Here is a 21,879-nt window from a genome sequence, read left to right as displayed (position 1 = left end):
CCCCATGCCCCGACAACTACCGGCGTTCGCCTCGAACGAGGCCTACGTCACCTGGGTCAAGAACAACCCCCACGTCTGCTGGCGCAATTGCGACGTCATCCCGTGCGGGCGGCGAAGGTACGAACTGTACAACCTGAACCTCTGCAACATGAACGACGCCCCGGCGAGGTTCGTTTTCACGGTATCCGGCACCAACGTGCCCTCGGGCACCGCCACCTTCTCCACCAGCGACCAGCAGTTCAAGCGGTTCCCTGTGACGGCGGAGATCGACCCCGAAGGGGAGACGACCGCAAATCGGCCGGTCATCGTGCCCGCCCACTACTGCGGGGCCTTCACGGTCGTGCTCGAGTTCGACCAGCCCCTTCCCTGTGACGCCTCGATCGAGCTGGATGTCTACGAGGTGGTGCCCAGGACCTCCGGAACACCCCAACACCGACTCGCCGGCGCCCAGGAAGCCGCCGAAGACCTCGCCCTGCTCGGCGGGTACACCTTCCTCGCCGCGCCGATCGATTCGTGACAACGGACGAGCGAACCCCCGGGCCCGCGCGGCCCGGGGGCCCGCCGGGGTGACCTCCGGCGATCCCCGCCACCAGCGGCAACGCTAGGTCAGGCAATGCCCCATTGGAAATATCCCTGGACTACAGCGAGGCCTTAACGGCGCCCGGATAGCCGTCTGTGGACACAAAGTAATCGCTGCATCACCACAAGTTACGGGCTTCTGATCGACTTCCCCCCGGGAGACACCATGCTGCTTACTCGCCCCCTGCTGGCCGGCGCCCTCGCCCTCGCCGCCGTCGGCGCGGTCACCGCGCTGCCCGCCGCGGCCGCCACCCGCACCGCCCTCGCCGGCCCCCCAGCGTGCGTGGACGCCACCGGCGCCCGCACCAACGGCACCAAAATCCACCTGTGGGAGTGCGCGAGCACCAACGCCAACCAGAAGCTCGTGATCGACGACGGCCAGATCAAGGTGAAGGACACCCTCTCGGGCAGCCCGAAGTGCGTGGACGTTGCCAGTGCCCGCACCAACGGCACCACGATCCACCTGTGGGACTGCTCGAAGACCAACGCCAATCAGATCTGGTTCATCAGGAAAGGAGAGATCATCATCAAGGACACCCTCTCCTCCGGCACCCCGATGTGCCTGGACGTTGCCAGCGCCCGCACCAACGGCACCAAAATCCACCTGTGGGAGTGCGCGAGCACCAACGCCAACCAGAAGTTCGTGATCGACGACGGTCAGATCAAGGTCGAAGACACCTTGACCTGACCACGCCGGAAGCACACCGGGAACCGTGACCAGGCTCGCGCCGGTCACGGCCTCCCGGCGGCGGGCCGGTAAGGCAGGGGTTACCACTCGCCCGGCGCGACCGGGCGCGCGATCAGCCGGGCTGATCGCCCATCTTGCTGCCGCCGGAACGCGAGGGCCTGGAACGGAGCGGCACGGGCTCGTCGGCCCGGTAGGGGCATCCAGCGCACTCCAGCCACATGCCGGACGCGTCACGCCGCGCTGGGCTGCGGCGGCCACGGTGGAATGGAGGCATGGGTCCTCGATCTCCTCGCTTACCACCGCGTGCGGTCATCGCCTCCGCCGCCGCTGCCCAGGCCCGCCGGGCCGCCCGGGACACGCCCCCGCCCCCAACGCCTTCACCGCCTGCCGAACCGCCGCGGCGGGCCTGGCGGCGATTAGCCGGGGTGGTCCTGGCCGTCGCGGTGATCGCGGGCTGTACGTGGGCGGCCGTGGTGGTGCCCGGGCCGGACTGGGCGCGGTGGGCGCTGGCCGGCACCGCGCTGACGGTGGCGGCCGGTTCGGTACTCGCCGTCTTGATCGGCCCGGCCGCGCGGCGCCTGGCCGGAGACCACGCTCCTCTGACCGCGGCCGACCACGCGCAGATGACGGCGACCGAGCGGATCGAGGCGGTCAACGCCGCCCGGCACACCTTTGTCCAGGCCGCCACCGGCCTGGTGGTGATCGGTGGTGTGGTCTTCACCGCCCAAGGGCTCTGGTACACCGCCGCGTCCCTGGACACCGCCCGCCAGGCCCAGTCCGTCACCGAACAGGGCCACATCACCGACCGCTATACCAAGGCCGTCGCACAGCTCGGGTCGGCCAAGACCGACGTGCGGCTGGGCGGCATCTACGCCCTGCAGCGCCTGGCCGCCGACTCCCCCCGCGACAAGGACACCATCCGCCAGGTGCTGGCCGCCTTCGTCCGCGGGCATGACTTCTGCACCACGCCCCCCAAGCAGAAGAAGGCGTCCCTGTCCACGCACTGCACCACCGACCTCGAGATCTTCGCCGACCTGCCGCTTGACCGGCGGCCGCGAGTGCTCGCCGACCCGCCGCTTGACCGGCCGGGAGCCGATGTGCTCGCCGCAATGACCATCGCCCCCAACCTGTCCACCCGCGACCAGAAAGGGGACCCCTCGCGCGCGGACTTCTCCAAGGTGCGTTTTCCCATTGACCGGGGCGGCGCCAACCGGATCGATCGGCGCCGGATACACCACCCGCTCAGTGACGCCAAGGCGGCGGCGACCCGGGCCAGGGTGAGAAGTGCGGCCCAGGTACGGCAGCACCTGCTTATGGCGGCTCAGAGCTTGACCATCGGGGGCGAGCCGGTTCGCCCGGCGTCTCTGCTGCCGGTGCGCGAACCGGGCGAGATCCCGGGCACCCTCTACACCAGCCGCCGGGCGGCATGCGAGGCCGTCGCCCGCCGTTCGAGCGGAACGGTGGGCCTGGCAGACGGGGTGAGGGTTTGGCGAGGATTAGGGGCCATGCACCCCCATTCTGCAAATTGTCCAGATCCGCAAGAGGCGAGGACGCCTGTGGAGTTCGTCGCGCAGATGCGGCGGCTCAGGGCGTGGTCAGGGCTGACGTTCCGGAACCTGGAGGCACGGGCGGCCGCGGCGGGCCGGTCGTTGCCGCACAGCACGCTGGTGGGCGTACTCCACCGCAGCACCCTGCCGCGGGACGAACTCCTCGTGGCGTTCGTGCTCGCCTGCGGCTGTAGTGAGGAACAGGCCGCGTCATGGCGAAGCGCGCGTACCCGGCTGGCGATGGGCGAGCCGCCGCCGAGCGCGGGCGCTGAGCCCGTGACCTCTGGTAACGCGGACTTCTGGTACCTGCCCTCCAGGAACTGGCACCTGCCCCCCAGGAAGTGGACGTACTGGCTTTCGATGATCGCCGTCACGGCCGTCCTGCTGCTGTTACCGACCGGAGGCCCGGCCCAGCGAGAGCTGACCCGGGCACAGACACCGACGCCGCCATCGCCACCGGCGGAGCGGGCCGGGACCGGCGCGCCGCTCGCGGCGGGCTACTACCGCATGAGGTTTCCCGGCAGCGACCGCTGCCTGTCGGCGTCCAAGGGCACGGACGGCAGGATCCGGCAGCTTCCCTGCGCCGACGTCTTTCCGAGGCGGCTCGTGCAGCCACTGGGCGACGGCACGTACAAGATCCTCACGCAGCACCCGAAGCTGGGTCCGGGCTGCATGGGCGTACGCGCCGGGGAGGTCCACGACGACTACTGCGGCGAGAGGGGCGGCAACCAGACCGACCGGTTCCGGCTGGAGCCCGCGGGCACCGGAGCGGCCGACCGGCAGATCGAGGTCGCCAACAGCGACCAGTGCGTGGCGCACTCGGTCCCGCCGCACGACATGACCCCGCTGTGGCTGCGCCCCTGTGCTCCCGGGGCCCCGGAACTGGTCTTCACCTTCGAGCCGGACCCCGGCGGTTCATGAGATGGCGCTGGAGGCGCTGGGCGGCCAGATACCGACGTGCAGCAGCCGGTGGGCGTAGGAGTAGGCCACCAGTTGACTGCGGTTGCTGCACGAGAACCGGTCGAGCAGCTTGCTGATCCATTCGGCCACCGTGTAGCGGCTGAGGTGCAACTCGCGCGCGATTCTCGTCGTCGTGTACCCCTTGGCCAGCATCACGATCAGCTCGCGGTCACGATCGTTCAGCACGCCAACGGAACCAAGATCCATATGAACGCCCCAGGTCAGATCGCGTTGGACCAGAGGTCCCCGACTGGAAGGATTTCGATGTCAACGCTAGGAGGATTCGCTTAACCAGCGGTATGGCGGGACCATGTTCCCGGTTATGTGTCCAGTTCCTGACACACGTAGGACCAGGGATCTTCGAGACGACCCTGGAGGATCGCCTCGTAGATCTTCCGCAGGGCCGGGCTGGGATCGATGCCGAGCTCGGCGGCCAGGTGCCGGCGTAGGCTTTCGAACTGCGACAGCGCTTCGGGGGCGCGCCCGCAGCCGACCAGCGCGGTCATCCTGGCTGCAATGAGTCTTTCCCGGGTGGGAAAGTATGAAACCAGGTCGTCGAGGCGGGTGAGCACCTCGACGTGCCCGCCCCGCTCGATCTTCAGCTCGGCCCAGTCCTCGCTGACGGTGAGGTACAGCTCGGTGCAGCGGCTGACCGCCTCGTCCACCAGCGGGACACCGGAGAACTCCACCAGCGGCCGGCCGCGCCACAGCCGGGTGGCATCGTCGAGCAGGTTCAGCGCCGCCTCACCGTCGCCCCTGCGCCGCAGGTCGCGTCCGGCTCCGGCCAGGTGGCGGAAGCGGAGCAGGTCGAGTTCGTCCGGTGTGGCGTCCAGGCGGTAGCCCCAGCCCTCGTAGGAGATCCGGTCGCCCGTTTTCCTGCGCAGCTCGGAGACGTGGACCTGGAGGTTCTTACGCGCGGTGGGCGGCGGGGTCTCGCCCCACAGGGAGTCGATGAGCTGGTCGGTCGCGACCACCTGGTTGGGGCTGAGCAGCAGGATCGCGGCCAGCAGCCGGGTCTTGCGGGCGCTGATCCTGACCAGGGAGCCGTCCATCCTGATTTCGAACGTTCCAAGCACGCTCGCGTCCATGGCGGGCCTGACCTGCTCGGCCGGGGCGCACCTGCCGGTGCCCAGGGTGAGGAATCCGGTCAGGTCGATGGGCGCGGCGGGCTTGGGCGCCGCCTGTGAGTGGAGGGTCCTGACCATGGCGAGCACGGCCATGGAGACGTCGTCCACGCCCGCCTTGCTTTCGAACCAGCGCCAGTCGCCGTCGGAGTTGACCTCAAGGAAGACCGGTCCATGCCGGGTCATCAGGAAGTCGAAGGCGCCGTAGCGCAGGCCCCAGAGATCGGCGAGCCGGCGCACGGCGCCGACCACGGACTGGGGGGTGGTGACCCGGCAGACCGAGACCGAGTCGGCGTCGCACCACAGCGCCTCGGGCGAGGGCTTGCTCACCCGGAACGTTCTAATCTCGCCTTCAAGGAAGTAGACGCGCAGTTCCACCCCGTGATCGACGTACTCCTGCACGATCATCGGCGCGTCCCTGACGGAGAGCCCGCGGGCCGCCGCCGTGTCCATGATCTCCGGGAAGACCCCGGCCAGCGTGCCGGGCTCGGTCTCGACGAAGTGCCCGTCCAGCGCCTTGACGATCACCCGGTCGCCGGGCAGGGAGTCGCTGGCCGCGGCGGGGTCGGTGGTCACGATGGTCCGGGGGGTGCGGATTCCGGCCCGTGCCGCGTCGTCCAACTGGATCAGCCGCCCGATGTCGGGGCCGCCGGGCAGGTGGTGGGCGGCCAGGCGGGACATCTGGGCGACCAGGGCGCACCAGGAGTCGGCGCGGAACGGCGAATTCGCCGAATTCGGGATGGCCCTGGGCGAGAAGTGCCGTACCCAGGTGACGGTCGGGACGATTCGGCGTCCGTTGACCGTGAGTGAGCGGTCGGCGATGTCCGCGGCGATGCGCAGGTCGTCGATGGCCTCCGCGTCGATGCGCAGACTGGGCACGCCCAGGGTGCGCAGCCCGCGCTGGAGCGCGGCGAACTCGGTGAGCCCGGCCCGGTCGGCGAGGACCACGCAGGGGAGCGCGGTCGCGGGGTCGCACTCCTCGGGCAACTGCCAGGTCAGGCCCGGACCGCCCGGCGGCAGGGTGAGGGTGTAGGGATCGGGTTCAGGTGTGATCTCTAAGTTTCCCGATGGGATGTCTAAGTTCACTCGCGGTCCACCACCTCATGCGTGCCGGGGATGCGGGCCGACCGGTCGCACTCGTCCATGTGCCGATGATCATTGGGTCGGCGTGGGTACGCAATCGGTCCTCTGTCGTTTGACATATGGATTTTCACTAACGCCCACATTCGTGGGGTTGTGGCCCCTATATGCCTGCGAGTCATACTCAACCAGCACTGCTGCCCGAGGTGGGAGAGGTGGGGTTGTTGTCGGACGACGTTGTGACAGCCACGGATCTGGTCAAACAGTACCGGCGCATGGAACGCCGGGCGGTGGACGGCATCTCCTTCGAGATCTCACAGGGCGAGACCATCGGGCTGCTCGGACCCAACGGCGCGGGCAAGACCACCCTGATCAAGATGATCTGCGGAGTCACCGCGCCGACCTCCGGCCGGCTCGAACTCTTCGGTGTGGACCCCGTCCGGCAGCCGGTCGCCGCCAAGACCTCGATCGGGGCGATGCACCAGGTGGGCCCGTTCGACCTGATGCTCTCCGCGCTGGACAATCTCAAGATCGCGGCGCGTTTCCGCGGCCTGCGCTGGCGCGAGGTCCGGCCATGGGCCCTCGAACTGGTCGAGCACCTCGGCATCACCCCGGCCCTGACCCGCCTCTGCTTCCAGCTCTCCGGCGGCCAGCGGCAGCGCTTCCAGCTCGTACGCGCGCTGCTCACCATCCCCCGGCTGCTGGTGCTCGACGAGCCGTCCGCCGGTCTCGACGTCGGCGGGCGCAGGCACGTCGAGCGGTTCGTGACCTGGCTGCGCGACGAGCACGGCGTGACCGTGCTGTGGACCAGCCACCACATCGACGAGCTGGAACGCAACTGCCAGCGGGTGATGGTGATCGACCAGGGCCGGGTGATGCGGTTCGCCAAGCCGCGCGAGCTGGTCGAGGAGTTCGGCACCAGGCACATGATGGTGACCGTGGAGGACCCGGCGACCAGCGGGATCGTGGTCGCGTGGGCGGAGGCGGCCGGGCTGGTGGTCAAGGCGGAGGATGCCGAGGTGCGGATCGAGGGCGCGCAGGTGCAGGACGTCCTGCCCGGCCTGTCCGGCCACTGTCAGGAGCACGGCGTGGCGATCTCGGGGGTCTCCACCGCGACCGATTCGCTTGAGGAGGTCTTCCTCCGGATGACCGAGAACAAGGAGTGACGTGGCCGCCGCCCTGAGCTTCACCAACAAGCCCCCGGCGCCTCAGGGCCGGGTGTCCGACCTGTTCGCGGTGGTCTACCGCGAGTACGCGTTGCTGGCCCGCAACCGGGTCTACCTCATCGTGGGCCTGACCCCGATGCTCATCTACTTACTGCTGGTCAACACCTCGCTGAGCAACCTGGTGCAGCACGTCGACTATCGCGGCGCCAATGTGCCCTTCACCATCTTCCTGCTCCCGATGACGCTGGCCATGTCGGTGGTGAGCGCGGCCGGTACGGCGGGCATGGCGGTCTTCCAGGAGGAGGCCAGCGGCGTCGCCACCCAACTGTGGTCCTACCCGCTGCGCAGATCCCGCTTCCTGCTCGGCAAGCTGATCGCCGGGGTCTCGCTGGTGATGGCGCAGACCCTGCTCGGCCTGGGCGTGGCGGCGCTGCTGTTCGACTTCCCGTTCACCCTGAGCGGCTGGATCGGCCTGCTGGTGATGCTGATTTTCGCCTCGCTCGCCTTCAACGGGCTCTACCTGGCCGCCGCGATCACCATCACCGACCACCAGGTCTTCATGGTGCTCTCCAACGTCTCGATCCCGGTACTCGTCTTCGCCGCCCCCTCGCTCTACACGATGGAGAGCATGCCGACCGTGATCCAGTGGATCGCGGTTGTGAACCCGCTGACGTACGCGATCAACGGCATGCGCGACGCCGCGCTCTTCGGGCTGGGCGCGACCTGGCAGCCCATGCTGGTGATGGCCGCGATGGCGGTCATCGGCTACACCATCGGCGGGCGTGCCCTGCTCAACCGGGCGCGCAACCTCTGATGCGCCGGATGGACATCGCGTGGCTTCCCACGCAGGCCGACGACGTCAAGGTGCGGCTGCCCGGTACCGACCGGGCCAGGGAACCGGCGCGGACGCTGGCGATGGCCCAGGGCGCGGCGGGCCGGGTGGGGATCACCCGGGTCGCCGACCTGACCTGGCTGGACACCATCGGCATACCGACCTATCAGGCGATCAGGCCGACGGCCCGTACGCTCGCCGTCTCCCAGGGCAAGGGGATCACCGCGGAACTGGCCAAGCTGTCGGCGATGATGGAGGCGATCGAACTGTGGCACGCCGAACAGCCCCGCCCGCCCGCGCTGACCGCCCCGCCGCGCGAGGTCGCCGGTGAGCTGAGCTACGACCTGGGCGAGCTGCCGCAGGCCACCCCGAGCCTGCTGCACGAGGGCCTGCCGATGGAATGGGTCGCGGCCACCTCGCTGGCCGACGGCAAACCCACCCTGCTGCCCAAGGAACTGGTGACCGTCACCATGGACCGCGGCCCCGGCTGGCACCCGCCCGTCTTCGCGGTCTCCTCCAACGGCCTGGCCAGCGGCAACACGCTGGTGGAAGCGGTGCTGCACGCGCTGTACGAGGTGATCGAGCGGGACGCGGTGAGCCTCGCGCTGCGCGGCCGAGGCAAAGGCGTCAACGCCGATCCGGCCTCGCTCGGCTCGCCCGTCGTGGACCGGCTGTGCGAGCTGCTGGCGAAGGCCGGGGTCCGCCTGGAGGTCAGGCAGATGCCGTCGGCCACCGAACTGCCCTGCTTCCTGGCCGAGATCACCTGCGACGAGTACCCGATGAACTTCCGCGGCTTCGGCTGCCACCTGAGTTCGGAGATCGCGCTCACCCGGGCCGTCACCGAGGCCGCCCAGGCCCGGCTGGCCTACATCTCCGGCGCGCGGGACGACCTGCACGCCGACGCCTACGCCTCGATGGGCGAACGCCGCAAAAGGCCCGTATCCCCGGAACCGGCCGAGCCCATCGCCCGCGTCACGGCGAAGGCCAGTCTGCTCGACGACCTGCGCGACGTGGTCGGGCGCGCCACGGCCGCCTTCGGCCACGCGCCGCTGTTCACCGACCTGACCAGGGACGATCTCGGCGTGCCCGTGGCCAGGGTGGTGGCGCCCGGGTGCCGCCTCGCCCCCGAGGAGTTCTGATGCGGACGGTCGTCTACACCGGTCCCACGCTCGCCCCCGCCCAGGTCACCGAGGCACTGCCCGGCGCGGCCGTACGCCCGCCGGTGGCCCGCGGCGACCTGCTGGGCGAACGCTGGAGCCCCGGCGACACCGCTGTGGTCATCGACGGCTACTACCGCGAACGGCTCTCGGTCGGCCACAAGGAACTGCTCTGGCTGCTCGGCGAGGGGGTCACCGTCATCGGCGCGGCGAGCATGGGCGCGCTGCGGGCGGCCGAGCTGAGCCCGTACGGCATGCGCGGCGTCGGCGGCGTCTTCGACTCCTACGTCTCGGGCGAGATCGACGGTGACGACGAGGTCGCGATCGTGCACGGCCCCGCCGAGGTGGGCTACCCGGCGAGCACCGTGGCCATGGTCAACATCCGCTACGGCTGCCGGGAAGGGGCCAGGAGCGGCCGGATGCCCGCCGAACTCGGGATGCGGATCGTGCGGACCGCCAAGGAGCGGCCCTTCTCCCACCGGACCTGGCCGGACCTGGCCCAGGCGCTCGGCGCCGACGCGCTTCCCGCCCTGCGCACGCTGGAGCGGATGATCGCCTCCGGCGAGTGGGACCGCAAACGGCTGGACGCGCTGGCGGCCCTGCGCGCCGTGGGCGAGCCGTGGCCGGGGACGGCCGCGGGCGGTTTCCGCTCGATGGGCACCGGCCCCGCCGAGGTGCTGCGGTGGCGGAGCCGGCGGGAGTACGCCCCCGGGCGGTGGATGTCCGACCTCGACGTGCTGGACGCCGCCCGGCTGTTCTGGGACGGCTATCCCGAGTTTCACGAGCGGGTGCTGACCGGGCTGCTCGCGGAGTTCGCCGGGGAACGCGGGCTCGCCGCCTACGTGGAAGCCAGGCTCGGCGTCGAGAGGGCGGTGCCGTCCGCGCTGACCGGCCGGCTGACCGCGGCCGAGCAGGGCGAACTGCCCGTGGCGGAGCAGTTCAAGCTGGTGATGCTACGGGTCTGGCCGCTGTGGCAGTCCTTCGACTGGCGGCCCGCCGCGCTGGCCGCGCTGCGCGAGTCCGGCCGCTGGGAGGAGTGGTCGGACCTGGTCGCGCAGGCGGACGAGGCGGCCGAGCAGGCCATCGGCCGCGTGGTGGTGCCGCCGCCGGCGTACTGCGGGAAGCTGTTCCTGCGGCACTGGGGCGGCGGCTCGGTGGAGATGGCCAGGCGCGGCTTCACCGGCCTCGCGGATCTCGGGCAGACGGTCAGGAAGTACTTCGCGCTGGACGTACGGCGGCGATGACCTTCACCACCGAACTCGACAGCGCCGACCCGCACGCCTACTTCCACCGGATGCGCGAGCGGGAGCCGGTGGACCGGCGGGTGGACGCCTCCGGCCGGGCGTTTTGGTACCTGACCAGGTACGCCGACGTACGACGGGCGCTACAGGCCCCCGAACTGGGCCGCCAGCTCGACCGGCTGCCCGCGGAACTGGCCGAGGCACACCGGCGCTGGGAACACGACACGCTGCCGATGTTCCGGCGCAACGTCTTCAACCTGGACCCGCCCGACCACACCAGGCTGCGCCGGCTGTTGGCGCCCGCGTTCAGCGCGCGCAGCATGGCGGCGCTGTCCAGGCGCATCGATGAGTGCGTCGGCGAACTGGTCACCGCCATGACCGGCGAATGCGACCTGATCAAGGCGCTGGCGCTGCCGTTGCCCATCCTGATCATGGCGGAGCTGATCGGCTTCCCCGCCGGGGACCGCGGCAGGCTCCGCGCCTGGAGCGACGCCATGCTGAGCGAGGACGTGCCGGCCGCGCGCCGGGCCGGGATGGAGTTCCTGGGCCACGTCAACCGCAGGATCGAGGACCGGCGCGCCGACCCGGGTGACGACCTGCTCTCGCAACTGACGGGGAGCACCGAGCTGAGCCGGGCGGAGCTGGTCTCCAGCGTGTTCCAGATGCTGTTCGCCGGGGACGAGACGACGGTCGGTCTGATCGGCATCGGCATGCTGGAACTGCTGCGCCACCCCGCCCAGCTCACCCGGCTGCGGGCCGACCCCGGCCTGCTCGACTCCGCCATCGAGGAGGTACTCCGGTTCAACGGCCCGGTGGGGCACGCCAGGCCGCTGTACGCGCTGTCCGACATCCGCTTCGGCGACAAGGTGATCCCCCGCGGCGACGTGGTGGTGCCGTTGTTGCTGGCGGCCGGCCGCGATCCCGAGGCCTTCCCCGACCCCGACGTCTTCGACATCGGCCGCAGCCCCAACCGGCATCTCGGCCTGGGCCACGGCGCGCACTTCTGCCTCGGCGCGGCCCTGGCCCGTATGCAGGCCAGGGCCGCGTTGGGCGCGCTGCTCGCCCGATTCGACCGGATCACCCTGGCGGTCGCGCCGGAGGCGGTGGAGTGGGCGCCGGGGCTGCTGGTCCGGGGCCTGCGTGGCCTGCCGTTGCGGCTGAGTACGCGTGGGGCTCTGAGTATGCCCGGGCCGGGGGCCGGGGCTGAGTAGCCTGCCTGCTCTGGTGGCCGGGAACGGCCGCGCGTAGCGTGCGGGACGCGCAGTCTCGCTCACCCCGGACGGATCAGAGTGGCACTACTGGACGAATCGAGCCCCACGAGTGCGCCACCGGCCGCCCTGCGGGTGGTCGTGGGGGAACAGGACCGAGAGACGCGCGCCAGGCTCAGGAGCGTGCTCCACATGGGCAACGGCATCTTCGTGCTGGGCGAGGCCACGGCCGTGCCCCGGCTGGACGAGCTGATCGTGCGGCACCGGCCCATGGTGGCGGTGGTCAACGCGGCGCTCAGGCAGGCGGACGACGTGGAGTTCGCGCTGGCGCTCGCGGCGCGGACCCTGGGCAGGACCCGCGTCGTCCTGGTCTCCGAGACGCTGGACGAGGATCTGCTGGGCCGGGCGTTACAGAGCGGTACGGGTGGCTTCGTCCACCGCGAGGCGCTGCTGCGGGAGATCATCCCGGCGATCAGGCAGGTCGCGGCGGGGCTGACGTTCATCTCCAGCACGATGATCACCCGGCTCCGCGACCGGTTCCCGGCGGTGATCAACAGGGTCGGCCATCGGCTCACCCCGCTCACCAGGCGCGAGGCCGAGGTGCTCGCGCTGGTCGCGGCCGGCCTTTCCAACCTCCAGATCGCCGACAAGCTAGGCATCGGCGCTGGAACGGTCCGATCCCATCTGGCCCGGATCCTGGCCAAGCTGTCGGCGCGGAACCGGGCGCACGCGGTCGGCATCGCTTACGAGTCGGGCCTGCTCACCGTGGGGTCGTCGCACCGAAGGTGAGCGCCGGGTACTGCCGGCGGGCCTGGTCGGAGGTGAGCGGGGGAGCGGGTTCCCCGGCGAGCGCGTGGAACCTGGCCGCGCCGTCGAGCGGCGGGGCGGGGATCAGCGCCTGGGCGTGGAAGAGTTCGGCGGCGAGTTCCGCGCTGCCCAGCCTGGCCCTGGCCAGCCTGGCTCTGACCTTGCGCGCGTGCTCGCTCACCTGCGGCTCCGGCTCCGTCCCGTTGACGTGCCGATCGCGGGCGACCGCCATCCGCCAGGACGGCTCGGCCTCGGCCACCAGGGCGGCCTGCAACCCCGGTCCCGCCCCCGCGCACCGCAGCTCCCTGTCCAGCCGCAGCGCGCCGAGCGCGGCGACCGACATGCCGTGCGAGTAGAGCGGGTTGACCGCGACCGCCGCGTCCCCGATGGCCGCGAACCCGGCGGGCAGCGCGGCCCGTTCGTAGTGGCGTCTGCGGTTGGCGGTGTCGCGGAAGGGACGGATCGGGCCTTCCGCGGCCGTCATGGCCAGCAGTTCCGCCACGATCGGATCGCGCAGCGAGCGGGCGAACGCCAGGAAACCCGCCTCGTCCAGCGGGGGCGCCGAGCCCTGAGTGCCGGTCAGGGTGGCCACCCAGCGCCCGCCCTCCAGCGGCAGCAGGGTCGCGCCCCGGGGCAGGCCCGGCGTGGGGTGCAGCATGATGGCGGGCAGGTCGTCGAGGCCGGGCGGGGCCTGGCAGATCCTGGTGGCGTAGGCCAGGCCGGTGCTCACGGTGGTCTCCTCGATCGGCGGACCGCCGATCTCGGCCAGCCACCGGGGCGCCTGTGACCTGCGGCCGGTCGCGTCGACGACGAGGCCGGCCTCGATCGTCTCCGCGCCCGTCACCCGCACCCCCGTCACCCGCCTGGCGTCGCCGGTCAGCCCCAGCACCTGGACGCCCTGGCGAACCCGCACACCCGCGCGCCGCCGTACGACGTGGTCGAGGAGCCCGCGGGTGCAGGAGATGAAGTACGCAGCGCAGTCGAAGCGGTGGAACCAGCCGTCGCCGGACAGGATCAGTGAGTCCCCGGGCAGGCCGCGGCGGTGCGCGCCGTGGGCGTACAGCTCCTGGAGCGTGCCAGGCAGCAGCGTCGCCAGGGCTTCTGCGCCTCCGGTGACCAGGACATGGCTGTGGTGGGACTGGGGGAGTCCCCGCCGGGGGCCCGGCGCGGCGGGGAAGTGGTCCCGCTCGACCACGACGACCTCGTCAACGTGCCTGGCGAGCACGGTGGCCGCCAGCACGCCGGCGAGGCCGCCACCCAGCACGACCGCCCTGTTCACTCTTCCAGCAGACCCTGCTGGACCATGCCCGCCAGGAACTCATCGACGTCCCGCATGATCCGCACGGTGACCAGGGCGTTGTCCCCGGCGAACTCCTCGGCCAGCCGGGTGATGATCTTCTCGCGCTCGCCCTCGCTCGCGACCAGCTCCCAGATCTTGGAACCCGACTCGTTCAGGCTGTGGAAGTCGCCGGTTTCCGTGTGGTACAGCGAGATGCCGTCGCCGGTCTCCTGCCAGATGACGCTGTCGCTGATCCGGAGTGACACACTCCACCTCTCCTTCTAGACGGGGGTGATGGGCAGCAGCTCGCCGACCCTGACCTTGACGGGCTTGGCCGTGGGACGGGTGTAGGTCTTCCAGTCCTCATAGACCGGATGCGTGGAGTCGTCGGAGACCAGCCGCGGCCTGGTCATCTCGTCGTTGTTCGAGGCCAGCGCGGCGGAGCCGATCCCGGTCCCCAGCCACAGGTGGGTGGTGACCCCGTGGCGCAGGATCCGGCAGTTGGGCCTGCTGTTGCGCCGCAGGTCCAGGCTTTCGGACATGTGGGTGGCCCGGCAGCCGCCGCCGCAGAACGGCTTGACGTAGCACTTGGCGCAGTCGGCGTGGTAGCCGCCGCCGCCGAAGACGGTGCTGCCCCGCATCTCGGAGAGGAACTCCCCCTCGAAGATCTCGCGCAGCGACCGGCGGCGGAGGTTGCCCGCGAAGTGCTCCTTGCCGGTGATGAGCTTGCAGGGGTAGACGTCGCCGAGCGAGTTGACGTAGATCTCGTTGCCGCCCATCCCGCAGTTGGCGCGGACCGTGCACGAGGGCGTCGGCCGTGGCCCGTCGGGCCGCAGCTTGCCCAGGGCCGGCGAGGTCCACACCAGCTTCTGGATGCGCATGTGGTCGGCGAAGCCGAAGTCGTACTCGTCGTCGACCCCGCGGCCCAGGTTGTTGTGGTACATCAGCCGGATGTCGGCCACCTCGACGCCGTCCATGAAGGCCGCGAAGCCTTCCAGCTCGTCCACGTTCTCCGAGGTGACGATGTGGTTGATCACCGGCACCACGCCTTCGGCGTTGAGCAGCTTCAGCGCCCGGTGGGTCCGGTCGAACGCGCCCTTGCCCCGGGTGCGGTCGTGGGTCTCCGCGGTGCCGCCGTCGACGCTGATGGTGACCTGGTTGAACAGCTCGGCGAACCGCTTGGCCTGCTCCGGCTTTCTGATCATCGTGGCGTTGGTGACGATGTTCGACTTCATGCCGCTGCGGTTGGCGTGCTCGACGACCTGGAACAGGTCCTTCCTGATCATCGGCTCGCCGCCGGTGAAGATCATGTACTCGGCGCCGAGTTCCGCCGCCTGCGTCACCAGGTCCAGTGACTCCTGGGTGCTCAGCTCCCCGGGCAGGCACTTCTCCGAGGAGGCGTAGCAGTACGGGCACCTGAGGTTACAGCCGTCGGTGATCGCGTAGTAGACCTGCACGAGCGGGGCTTCCTCTGGCTGGATGCGCGGCCGTGGCCTGTCGTAGTAGACGATCCAGTTGAGTATGAGCTTGGCCAGCGCCCGTTCCGTCTCGGCCGTCTCGGGAAGCGGCTCGTTCACCCTGGTCAGCGTGCGCAGTACGGCGAACTCCTGCGGATCGAGCACGCATCGGCCGCCGATCTGCGGGTTGATGACCAGATAGGTTCCCTCGTGCGAGAAGTAGGTGAGGTCTTCCGGCACATCGAATAACGCGCGGTTTGCGGCCAGCTTGCCAGGCATGCCTACCCCTTCGGTTCGTGGGTGCGGACGCGGCGCCGAACGTCGCCGGCGCCGCGTCCGCGAGCCGTTCGGACTACACCGGGTCCTTGCCGCTGCCGGAACCGGACCAGATTCCACACCCGCAGGCCTGCGCGACGTCGAGGCCGTGCACCTCGACCTCGGGCCGGGACCAGCCGGCGGCCGACAGCGCCTGGGCGGGGAAACGCTCCTTCAGGCCGATGAGCAGGTTGACTTCTTCCTGGGTCATGGTGGCGAAAGCCTGCTCGGCCTCCTTGGCGAGCGGGCCGCTGATGATTCCGGCTTGACGCAGGGCTTCCTGCGGATTGAAGGCCATGTCTCCACCTCTCTGCTGGATGAGATGCGTTGCTGGTCGAGTATGGGCTGGCCACGCGAGGGCCACACAACCCCACAAACGTGGGCTAAAGGGGCACGAATGTGGGCTTGCCGACGTGTGTTCCCCGCCTCAGGCTGGTCGCAGAAACGACGTCGGATCTTCGCGATGGGACAGGCTGATGACCGGAACCGGATCAGGTGCATTCGACGCGCTGGACAGGCTGCGTGCGTCCGGGCATCCCGTCGATCTGCTGGACGAGCGGCAGCAGCGGGTCTTCGCCCAGCTCAACGAGGCCGAGGTGGACCTGCTCAACTCGATCAAGCAGCGGCTCGACGAGGTCGCGGGTGAGGTCGAAGGGCAGGAGCTCAAGCTCATATGAAGGCGGGGGACCGGCGCCCCACCAGGAGGAACGTCGCGGTCCTCTTCATCGACATCGTCGGGTCGACCGAACTGGCCGAGCGGCTGGACCCCGAACTGCTCCTGCACATCCTGGAGCGCTACTACGACGCCTGCCGGACCGAGATCTTCCAGCGCGGCGGCGTGGTGGAGAAGTACATCGGCGACGCCATCATGGCCGTCTTCGGCGTCCCGGTCAGCCTTGAGGACGACGCGCTCCGCGCGGTGCTGGCCGCCGATCGGGCCATGGCGGCGGTGCACCGGCTGAGCGCGGAACTGGCCCCCACCCACGAAGTCAGCCTGGACGCCCACTGCGGGGTCGCCTTCGGCCAGGTCATGGTGGTGGAAAGCCCGGGTGCCGACGTACGGGTGATCGGCGACACGGTCAACACCGCGGCCCGGCTCCAGTCGGCGGCGGGTGACGGCGAGATCCTGCTGGGCGACGACGTGGCCAGGCTGGTACGCCGGCACGCGGTACTCGACGAGATCCCGCCCCTCAGCCTCAAGGGCAAGCGGGAGCCGGTACGGGCCTGGCGGCTGGTCAGCGTGGACCCCGAGCGCGGCGAGCCCGAGGCGGACACGATCCCGCTGATCGGCCGGGCGGCCGAACTGCGCCGGCTCACCGAACTGCATCAGCAGGTCGTCGCGGAACGGCGGTGCGGCATGGCCACCCTGCTGGGCGTACCGGGCATCGGCAAGTCCCGGCTGGTCAGGGAGTTCCTGCACAACCTGCCCGGCGAGGCGCGGGTGCTCACCGGGCGTTGCCCCGCCTACGGCGTCGGCGCGACCTACCGGCCCATCGCCGAGATGCTGGAACCGCTCGACCTCGACGAGGTGGTCGGGCCCGACTGCGCGGGCACCCTGCGCGGGCTGACCACCGGGATCGCCGAGATCGCGCAGGCCGTCCGCACCCTGTTCGAGGTGCTCGCCGAGCACCGGCCGCTGGTCGTGGTGCTGGACGACCTCCAGTGGGCCGAGCCCACCCTGCTCGACCTGATCGAGGACTGTGCGGCCTGGCTGCGCGACGTTCCTGTGCTGCTCATCTGCGTCACCAGGCCAGAACTGTACGAAAGCCGTCCCGCCTGGGGCGGCGGCACGCCCCGCGCCATCTCCCTGGAGGTCGGGCCGCTCGGCCCGCCGGACACCGCCCGGCTCGTCGCCGAACTGTGCGCGGCCCGCGCCGACGTACTGGCCCACGACGAGGACGACGTACACCGGCGGGTGACCGCGGGCTGCGACGGCAACCCGCTCTTCGCCGAACTGATGTTGGAGACCGCCGCCGAAGGCGACGCCGCCCTGCCGCCGACCATCCAGGCGCTGCTCGGCGCCCGGCTCGACCGGCTGGACCGGCCGGAACGCGAGGTGCTGGAACGGGCGGCGACCGTGGGGCAGTCCTTCACCGCCGACCAGGTGGGCGCGCTGCTCGAAGCCGGGTTCCCGGCCACCGCCGGGCCGCTGCGCAGGCTCCAGCGCGAACGGCTGATCAGACGCGGCCCGCTCACCGGCTGCTACGAGTTCACCCAGACCCTCACCAGGGAGACCGTCTACGCGCTGACCAGCAAGGACCTGCGGGCCGGCTGGCATCGGCGGCTGGCCGACCTGCTCAGGGAGAGCCCCTTTCCCGGCGATGTCAGCCACCACCTGCTGACCGCCTGCCGCTTCACCAGGGAGGTACGGCCCGGTGACCCGCTGCTGCCCGAACTCACCGACCGGGCCGCCGCCTCGCTCATCGCCGACGGCGGCAAGGCCCTGCACCGCAAGGACCTGCCCGCCGCCATCGCGCTGCTGGAACGCGGCAGGGAGATGCTTCCCCCGGGCCGGGACGAACACCGCTCGCTGGCCGTACGGATCAGCGACGCCCACCTCGCCAGGGGCGCGAACGCCCAGGCCGCCGCCGCCCTGGACCGCGCGGCGGAATTGCTGCCCGGCGACCCGCGCAACGAGCTGACCTGCGCGATCCAGCGGGAGATCCTCGCGCTGCGCGCGGCCGGGCGGGCGCCGCTGCTGGAGCCGCTGCGCGCCCGGCTGGCCGGGGCCGACGCCGACACGCTCAGTTGGTGCCGCTTCCACCTGCTGGAGGCGCTGGTACACACCGAGAACGGCCGGTTCGGCACCGCGGAGCAGGCGCTGCGCTACGGGCTCGCCCTGGCCAGGGCGATGGGCGACCGCTACGAGGAGGACCGGCTGCTCGGCGGGCTGTGCGAACTCGTCCAGTGGTCGCCCACACCGGTGGACGAAGGTCTCGCCCTGTGCGCCGACCTGCTGGCCCGCTTCGCCGGCGACCGCACCCTGCTGGTCCCCGTCCTGCTCGCCAGGGCCAGGCTGCTGGCCCTCTCCGGCGACCTCGAACCCGCCCACCGGGCACTCGACACCGCCGGACGGTACGCGGACGAACTTCACCTCCGCCTCTCGGCCATCGCGATCACGCAGGTCCGCGGCCTGGTCGAGTCCCTGGGCGGCGGGCACGAGCGGGCCCGCGAGCTGTTCGTCCGCGCCGGGGCGGCGCTGCGGGCCGCCGGGCACGGGCCTCCCGCCGCCACCCTCGCGGTGTACGCCGCGCGGGAAAGCCTCCGGCTGGGCGAGGTACGGCGGGCCGAGGCCGAACTGGGCGCGGGGGCGGCGGGGCAGAGCCAGTTGCGCGGCGAGCTGACGGCGCAGGCCGTACGGGCCAGGATCGCCTCACTCGACGGCGACCACGGGCGGGCCCTTGCGGCGGCGGCCCGCCTGGACGGCCTGCTCGCCGCCACCGACGACCCCTGCCTGCACGGCGAAACCCTCTTCGAGATCGCCCAGATCCACCGCGCGGCGGGCCGCGACCCGGCCGCCGCGGCCGGCCGTGCCCTCGACGCCTACCTGAGCAAGGGCGCCGGCCTGCTGGTGCGCAGAGTCCGAGAGTGGGCGTCCGATGCCGGATGCCCGCGAATGGAGTAAACGGAACCGTGTCCATGACACCGACGAGCACGCCGCCGCCCTGGCGCAGGGAGGCGCGCGCACACTTTCCCGGAGTGCCCGCGTGGGGCCTGGCCACCACTCGGGAGGCTCCGGAGAGCTTCGACGTCAGCCCGCTCGCCGAGGTGACCAGGGAATGGGCCTGGGGCGGCTCGGACGGCTCGGGCGTGCGCGTGTGCGTGGTGGACACCGGAGTGGAAGGCGCCCACCCCCGGATCGGCGGCCTGGAACGGGCGGTCGAGGTCGTCCGCGAGCAGGACGGCGGGCTCGTCCTGGCCGACTGCGAACCGGTCGATCCGACCGGGCACGGCACCGCGTGCGCCAGCGTGATCAAGTCGGTCGCCCCCGGCGTCTCGATCACCTCGGTCCGCGTCCTGACCGACGGCAAGGCGGGCACGGGCGACGCGCTCCTCGCCGGGCTGGCCTGGGCCATCGACGAGGGCTACGACCTGGTCAACCTGAGCCTGTCCACCACCAGGTCGGGCTTTCGCGAGGCGTTGCACGAACTGACCGACCGCGCGTACTTCCGCCGCTGCCTACTGATCGCCGCCGCGCACAACATGCCCGTGCTCAGCTTCCCGTGGATGTTCTCCTCCGTCGTCTCGGTCGCCAGCCACGACGAGGCCGACTCGATGACCTACTACTACAACCCGGCTCCACCCGCCGAGTTCCACGCGCGCGGGGTCAAGGTGCCGGTCGCCTGGCCCGGCGGGCGCGAGATCCGAAGTACGGGCAACAGCTTCGCCGCGCCCCACATCGCGGGCATCTGCGCGCTCATCCTGAGCAAGCACCCCTTCCTGACGCCCTTCCAGCTCAAGACGGTCCTCTACCTGGCAGCCGACAACACCACGAGACCCCACGGAGAGACACATGTCCGCTGACGACATCGACGGAACGGAACGCCGGCTGCTCCAGTCCATCGTCGAGGTGGCCCGGCACATGTTCGGCGCCGCGGCCTCCTCGATCTTCCTGGTCGATCCGGACACCGGCGACCTGGTCTTCGAGGCCGTCTCGGGCGAGGGCGAGAAGCAACTGGTCGGCAGCCGCTTCCCGATGGGCACCGGGATCGCCGGCTGGGTGGCGGTCAGCGGCCAGCCGATGGTGGCCGACGACGTCTCCACGGTGAGCCAGTTCGCCCAGGACGCGGCGGAGTCCACCGGGTACGTGCCGCGCACCATCATGGCCGCGCCGCTGATCAGGTTCGAGGAGTGCGTCGGGGTGCTCGAAGTGCTCGACCGCACCGCCTCGCGCAGCGAACTCGACGACATGGAGATGCTCGGCCTGTTCGCCACCCAGGCGGCCTGCGGCCTCGAACTGCTGCTGCGCGTGCGCCGCAACCGCCAGGAGGTCGAGCACCCCGATCCGCGCGAGCTGCTGCGCCGGATCGGCGAACGGCTGCCGGGCCGGGCCGGGCGGCGGGACGCCGCGGTGGTACGGCTGCTCGCCATCGCCAGCGACCTGCTGGACCACTGATCTTCTCGTCCCGGGGCACTTCGCTCACAACGGTATCGCGGAGCACAATGGGGATGGCGTGGCGAGCGAGCGGACGGCCTGAAGGGACGACATGGGAGACAAGGGTGTCTGGCCGCTCGTCGGACGCTCGGCGGAGCTGCGCGCGCTCACCGACGCGGTGGCGCGGCCCGACCTCGGCGGCGCGGTGGTGGTGGGCGCGGCAGGCTTGGGCAGGACCCGGCTGGCCAGGGAGGCGCTCGCCCGGCTGGCCGCGCTGGGCCACCCCACCTCCTGGGCGACGGGCAGCCGCTCGGCAGGGGTGATTCCGCTGGGCGCGCTGCTCCCGCTCGTCCCGCCGGGCGAGGCCGCGGCCGGGCGGGTCTTCGCCCGGCTCGTCGAACGGTTCGGCATGCCCGGGGGCGGACGCCCGGTGCTGGCGGTCGATGACACCCACCTGCTCGACAGCGCCTCCGCCGCCCTCGTCCACCACCTCGCCGTGCACACCCGGACCTTCGTGATCATCACGGTACGGCGGGGCCCGCACCCGCCCGACGTGGTCACCGCGCTGTGGAAGGAGGGCCTGGCGCCGCGGCTGGACCTGCGACCACTCGACGACGGCGAGATGGACCTGCTGCTGGAAGGCGGCCTGGGCGGTCCCGCCGACGTCGTCACCCGGCGTACGCTGCGCGGCCTGGCCGCGGGCAATCCGCTGGTGCTGCGCGAACTCGTCCAGGCCGGGCTGGACGGCGGCGGGCTGCGCCGCGGTGACGGGCCATGGCACCTGCACGGCCGGGTGCGGGTCACCGCCAGGCTCGCCGATCTGGTCGAGGCGCAGATGCAGGTGGACGATCCGGGCGTACTGGAGGTGCTGGAAGTGCTCGCCTGCGCGGGACGGCTCGGCCAGCCCGCGCTCGAACGGCTCACCGGCCCCGCCGCGGTGGTGCGCGCGGAACGGCAGGGCCTGGTGGTGGTCGAGTCGTCGGGCGCGCGGCACCTGATCAGGCCGGCCATCCCCGCGTACGGCGAGGTGGTACGCGCGCGCATGCCACGGGCCAGGGCCAGGGCGATCTGGGCCCGGCTCGCCGAACACCTGGCCGCCACTCCGCGCCGCCGCGCCGACGACCCACTTGACCTGGCCAGATGGCGGCGGCAGGCCGGGCTGGGCAGCACGGCGCAGGAACTCCTGGCCGCCGCCCGCCGCGCCGCGGCACGGATGGAGCTCCAGGACGCCGAGCACTTCGCCACCGCCGCCCGCACGGCGGGCGGCGGCGTCGACGCGGACCTGGCCCTGACCGAGGCCCTGGTGGCCCAGGGCCGCTACACCGCCGCCGCCACCACCCTCCC

19 protein-coding genes and 1 pseudogene are annotated in these 21,879 nt (G+C 71.2%); 14 read left to right on the top strand and 6 right to left on the bottom strand.

Annotated features, from left to right (window positions below; translation table 11 throughout):
- The 3 genes from C1I98_RS13815 to C1I98_RS13805 all read left to right on the top strand — a co-directional run.
- Positions 1–517, top strand: a 517-nt coding sequence (locus tag C1I98_RS13815; protein WP_233507851.1) for a hypothetical protein, incomplete at its 5' end; no start/stop codon positions are given.
- A gap of 228 nt (positions 518–745) precedes the next feature.
- Positions 746–1,267, top strand: coding sequence for a ricin-type beta-trefoil lectin domain protein (locus tag C1I98_RS13810; protein WP_111167571.1), 522 nt, complete (start codon positions 746–748; stop codon positions 1,265–1,267).
- Positions 1,268–1,692: 425 nt separating this feature from the next.
- On the top strand, positions 1,693–3,735 hold the full coding sequence (locus C1I98_RS13805; protein ID WP_111167570.1) for an RICIN domain-containing protein: 2,043 nt from the start codon (positions 1,693–1,695) through the stop codon (positions 3,733–3,735).
- On the opposite strand, the gene C1I98_RS13800 is transcribed toward C1I98_RS13805, so the two are convergent.
- The gene (locus C1I98_RS13800) at positions 3,730–3,960 is read right to left on the bottom strand and encodes a response regulator transcription factor (RefSeq protein WP_158558026.1); all 231 of its coding nucleotides are present in this window, start codon (positions 3,958–3,960) and stop codon (positions 3,730–3,732) included. The genes C1I98_RS13805 and C1I98_RS13800 overlap by 6 nt on opposite strands.
- Before the next feature lie 134 nt (positions 3,961–4,094).
- Positions 4,095–5,984, bottom strand: coding sequence for a BTAD domain-containing putative transcriptional regulator (locus C1I98_RS13795; protein ID WP_146607425.1), 1,890 nt, complete (start codon positions 5,982–5,984; stop codon positions 4,095–4,097).
- Between the two features lie 218 nt (positions 5,985–6,202).
- Between C1I98_RS13795 and C1I98_RS13790 the strand changes: the two genes are divergently transcribed.
- From C1I98_RS13790 to C1I98_RS13765, 6 genes are all read left to right on the top strand, one after another.
- Entirely contained in the window at positions 6,203–7,144 is a 942-nt protein-coding gene (locus C1I98_RS13790) for an ABC transporter ATP-binding protein (protein ID WP_158558025.1), read from the top strand.
- Between the two features lies 1 nt (position 7,145).
- The gene (locus C1I98_RS13785) at positions 7,146–7,958 is read left to right on the top strand and encodes an ABC transporter permease (RefSeq protein ID WP_111167566.1); all 813 of its coding nucleotides are present in this window, start codon (positions 7,146–7,148) and stop codon (positions 7,956–7,958) included.
- An 8-nt stretch (positions 7,959–7,966) separates the two neighbouring features.
- Complete coding sequence (locus C1I98_RS13780; protein WP_158558024.1) at positions 7,967–9,115, top strand: YcaO-like family protein; 1,149 nt, start codon at positions 7,967–7,969, stop codon at positions 9,113–9,115.
- The gene (locus C1I98_RS13775; protein ID WP_111167564.1) at positions 9,115–10,377 is read left to right on the top strand and encodes a TfuA-like protein; all 1,263 of its coding nucleotides are present in this window, start codon (positions 9,115–9,117) and stop codon (positions 10,375–10,377) included. The genes C1I98_RS13780 and C1I98_RS13775 overlap by 1 nt, the downstream gene beginning before the upstream one ends.
- Positions 10,374–11,585: a cytochrome P450 gene (locus tag C1I98_RS13770; protein WP_111167563.1), complete on the top strand. Its 1,212-nt coding sequence runs from the start codon at positions 10,374–10,376 to the stop codon at positions 11,583–11,585. Before C1I98_RS13775 ends, C1I98_RS13770 begins: the two co-directional genes overlap by 4 nt.
- Before the next feature lie 189 nt (positions 11,586–11,774).
- Entirely contained in the window at positions 11,775–12,371 is a 597-nt protein-coding gene (locus tag C1I98_RS13765) for a response regulator transcription factor (RefSeq protein WP_146607424.1), read from the top strand.
- Here C1I98_RS13765 and C1I98_RS13760 read toward each other — a convergent pair.
- The 4 genes from C1I98_RS13760 to C1I98_RS13745 all read right to left on the bottom strand — a co-directional run bounded on the left by C1I98_RS13760 (position 12,343) and on the right by C1I98_RS13745 (position 15,738).
- Positions 12,343–13,668, bottom strand: a complete 1,326-nt coding sequence (locus C1I98_RS13760) for an NAD(P)/FAD-dependent oxidoreductase (protein ID WP_111167561.1) — start codon at positions 13,666–13,668, stop codon at positions 12,343–12,345. The genes C1I98_RS13765 and C1I98_RS13760 overlap by 29 nt on opposite strands.
- Positions 13,665–13,934, bottom strand: a complete 270-nt coding sequence (locus tag C1I98_RS13755) for a PqqD family protein (protein WP_111167560.1) — start codon at positions 13,932–13,934, stop codon at positions 13,665–13,667. Before C1I98_RS13755 ends, C1I98_RS13760 begins: the two co-directional genes overlap by 4 nt.
- Positions 13,935–13,949: 15 nt before the next feature.
- Positions 13,950–15,404, bottom strand: a complete 1,455-nt coding sequence (gene stsB, locus C1I98_RS13750; RefSeq protein ID WP_111167559.1) for a StsB family radical SAM/SPASM domain sactipeptide maturase — start codon at positions 15,402–15,404, stop codon at positions 13,950–13,952.
- 73 nt (positions 15,405–15,477) lie between these two features.
- A complete protein-coding gene (locus C1I98_RS13745) occupies positions 15,478–15,738 on the bottom strand; it encodes a StsA-related sactipeptide RiPP (protein WP_111167558.1) in 261 nt (86 codons plus the stop codon).
- Positions 15,739–15,916: 178 nt separating this feature from the next.
- Between C1I98_RS13745 and C1I98_RS13740 the strand changes: the two genes are divergently transcribed.
- The 5 genes and pseudogenes from C1I98_RS13740 to C1I98_RS41370 all read left to right on the top strand — a co-directional run.
- Positions 15,917–16,117 (top strand): aroma-sacti cluster domain-containing protein, encoded by a 201-nt coding sequence (locus C1I98_RS13740; protein ID WP_111167557.1) that lies wholly within the window; start codon positions 15,917–15,919, stop codon positions 16,115–16,117.
- Positions 16,114–19,065, top strand: coding sequence for an AAA family ATPase (locus C1I98_RS13735; RefSeq protein WP_111167556.1), 2,952 nt, complete (start codon positions 16,114–16,116; stop codon positions 19,063–19,065). Before C1I98_RS13740 ends, C1I98_RS13735 begins: the two co-directional genes overlap by 4 nt.
- Positions 19,066–19,079: 14 nt before the next feature.
- A complete protein-coding gene (locus C1I98_RS13730) occupies positions 19,080–19,964 on the top strand; it encodes a S8 family serine peptidase (protein WP_111167555.1) in 885 nt (294 codons plus the stop codon).
- Positions 19,954–20,556 (top strand): GAF domain-containing protein, encoded by a 603-nt coding sequence (locus C1I98_RS13725; protein WP_111167554.1) that lies wholly within the window; start codon positions 19,954–19,956, stop codon positions 20,554–20,556. Before C1I98_RS13730 ends, C1I98_RS13725 begins: the two co-directional genes overlap by 11 nt.
- Positions 20,557–20,647: 91 nt before the next feature.
- A pseudogene (locus C1I98_RS41370) lies at positions 20,648–21,879 on the top strand (AAA family ATPase); the annotation flags it as partial.

The organism is Spongiactinospora gelatinilytica (assembly GCF_003236385.1).
GTDB classification, from domain to species: Bacteria; Actinomycetota; Actinomycetes; order Streptosporangiales; family Streptosporangiaceae; genus Spongiactinospora; species Spongiactinospora gelatinilytica.
Note: the sequence above shows the minus strand (reverse complement) of the source record. Positions and strands in the feature narration are given on the sequence as shown.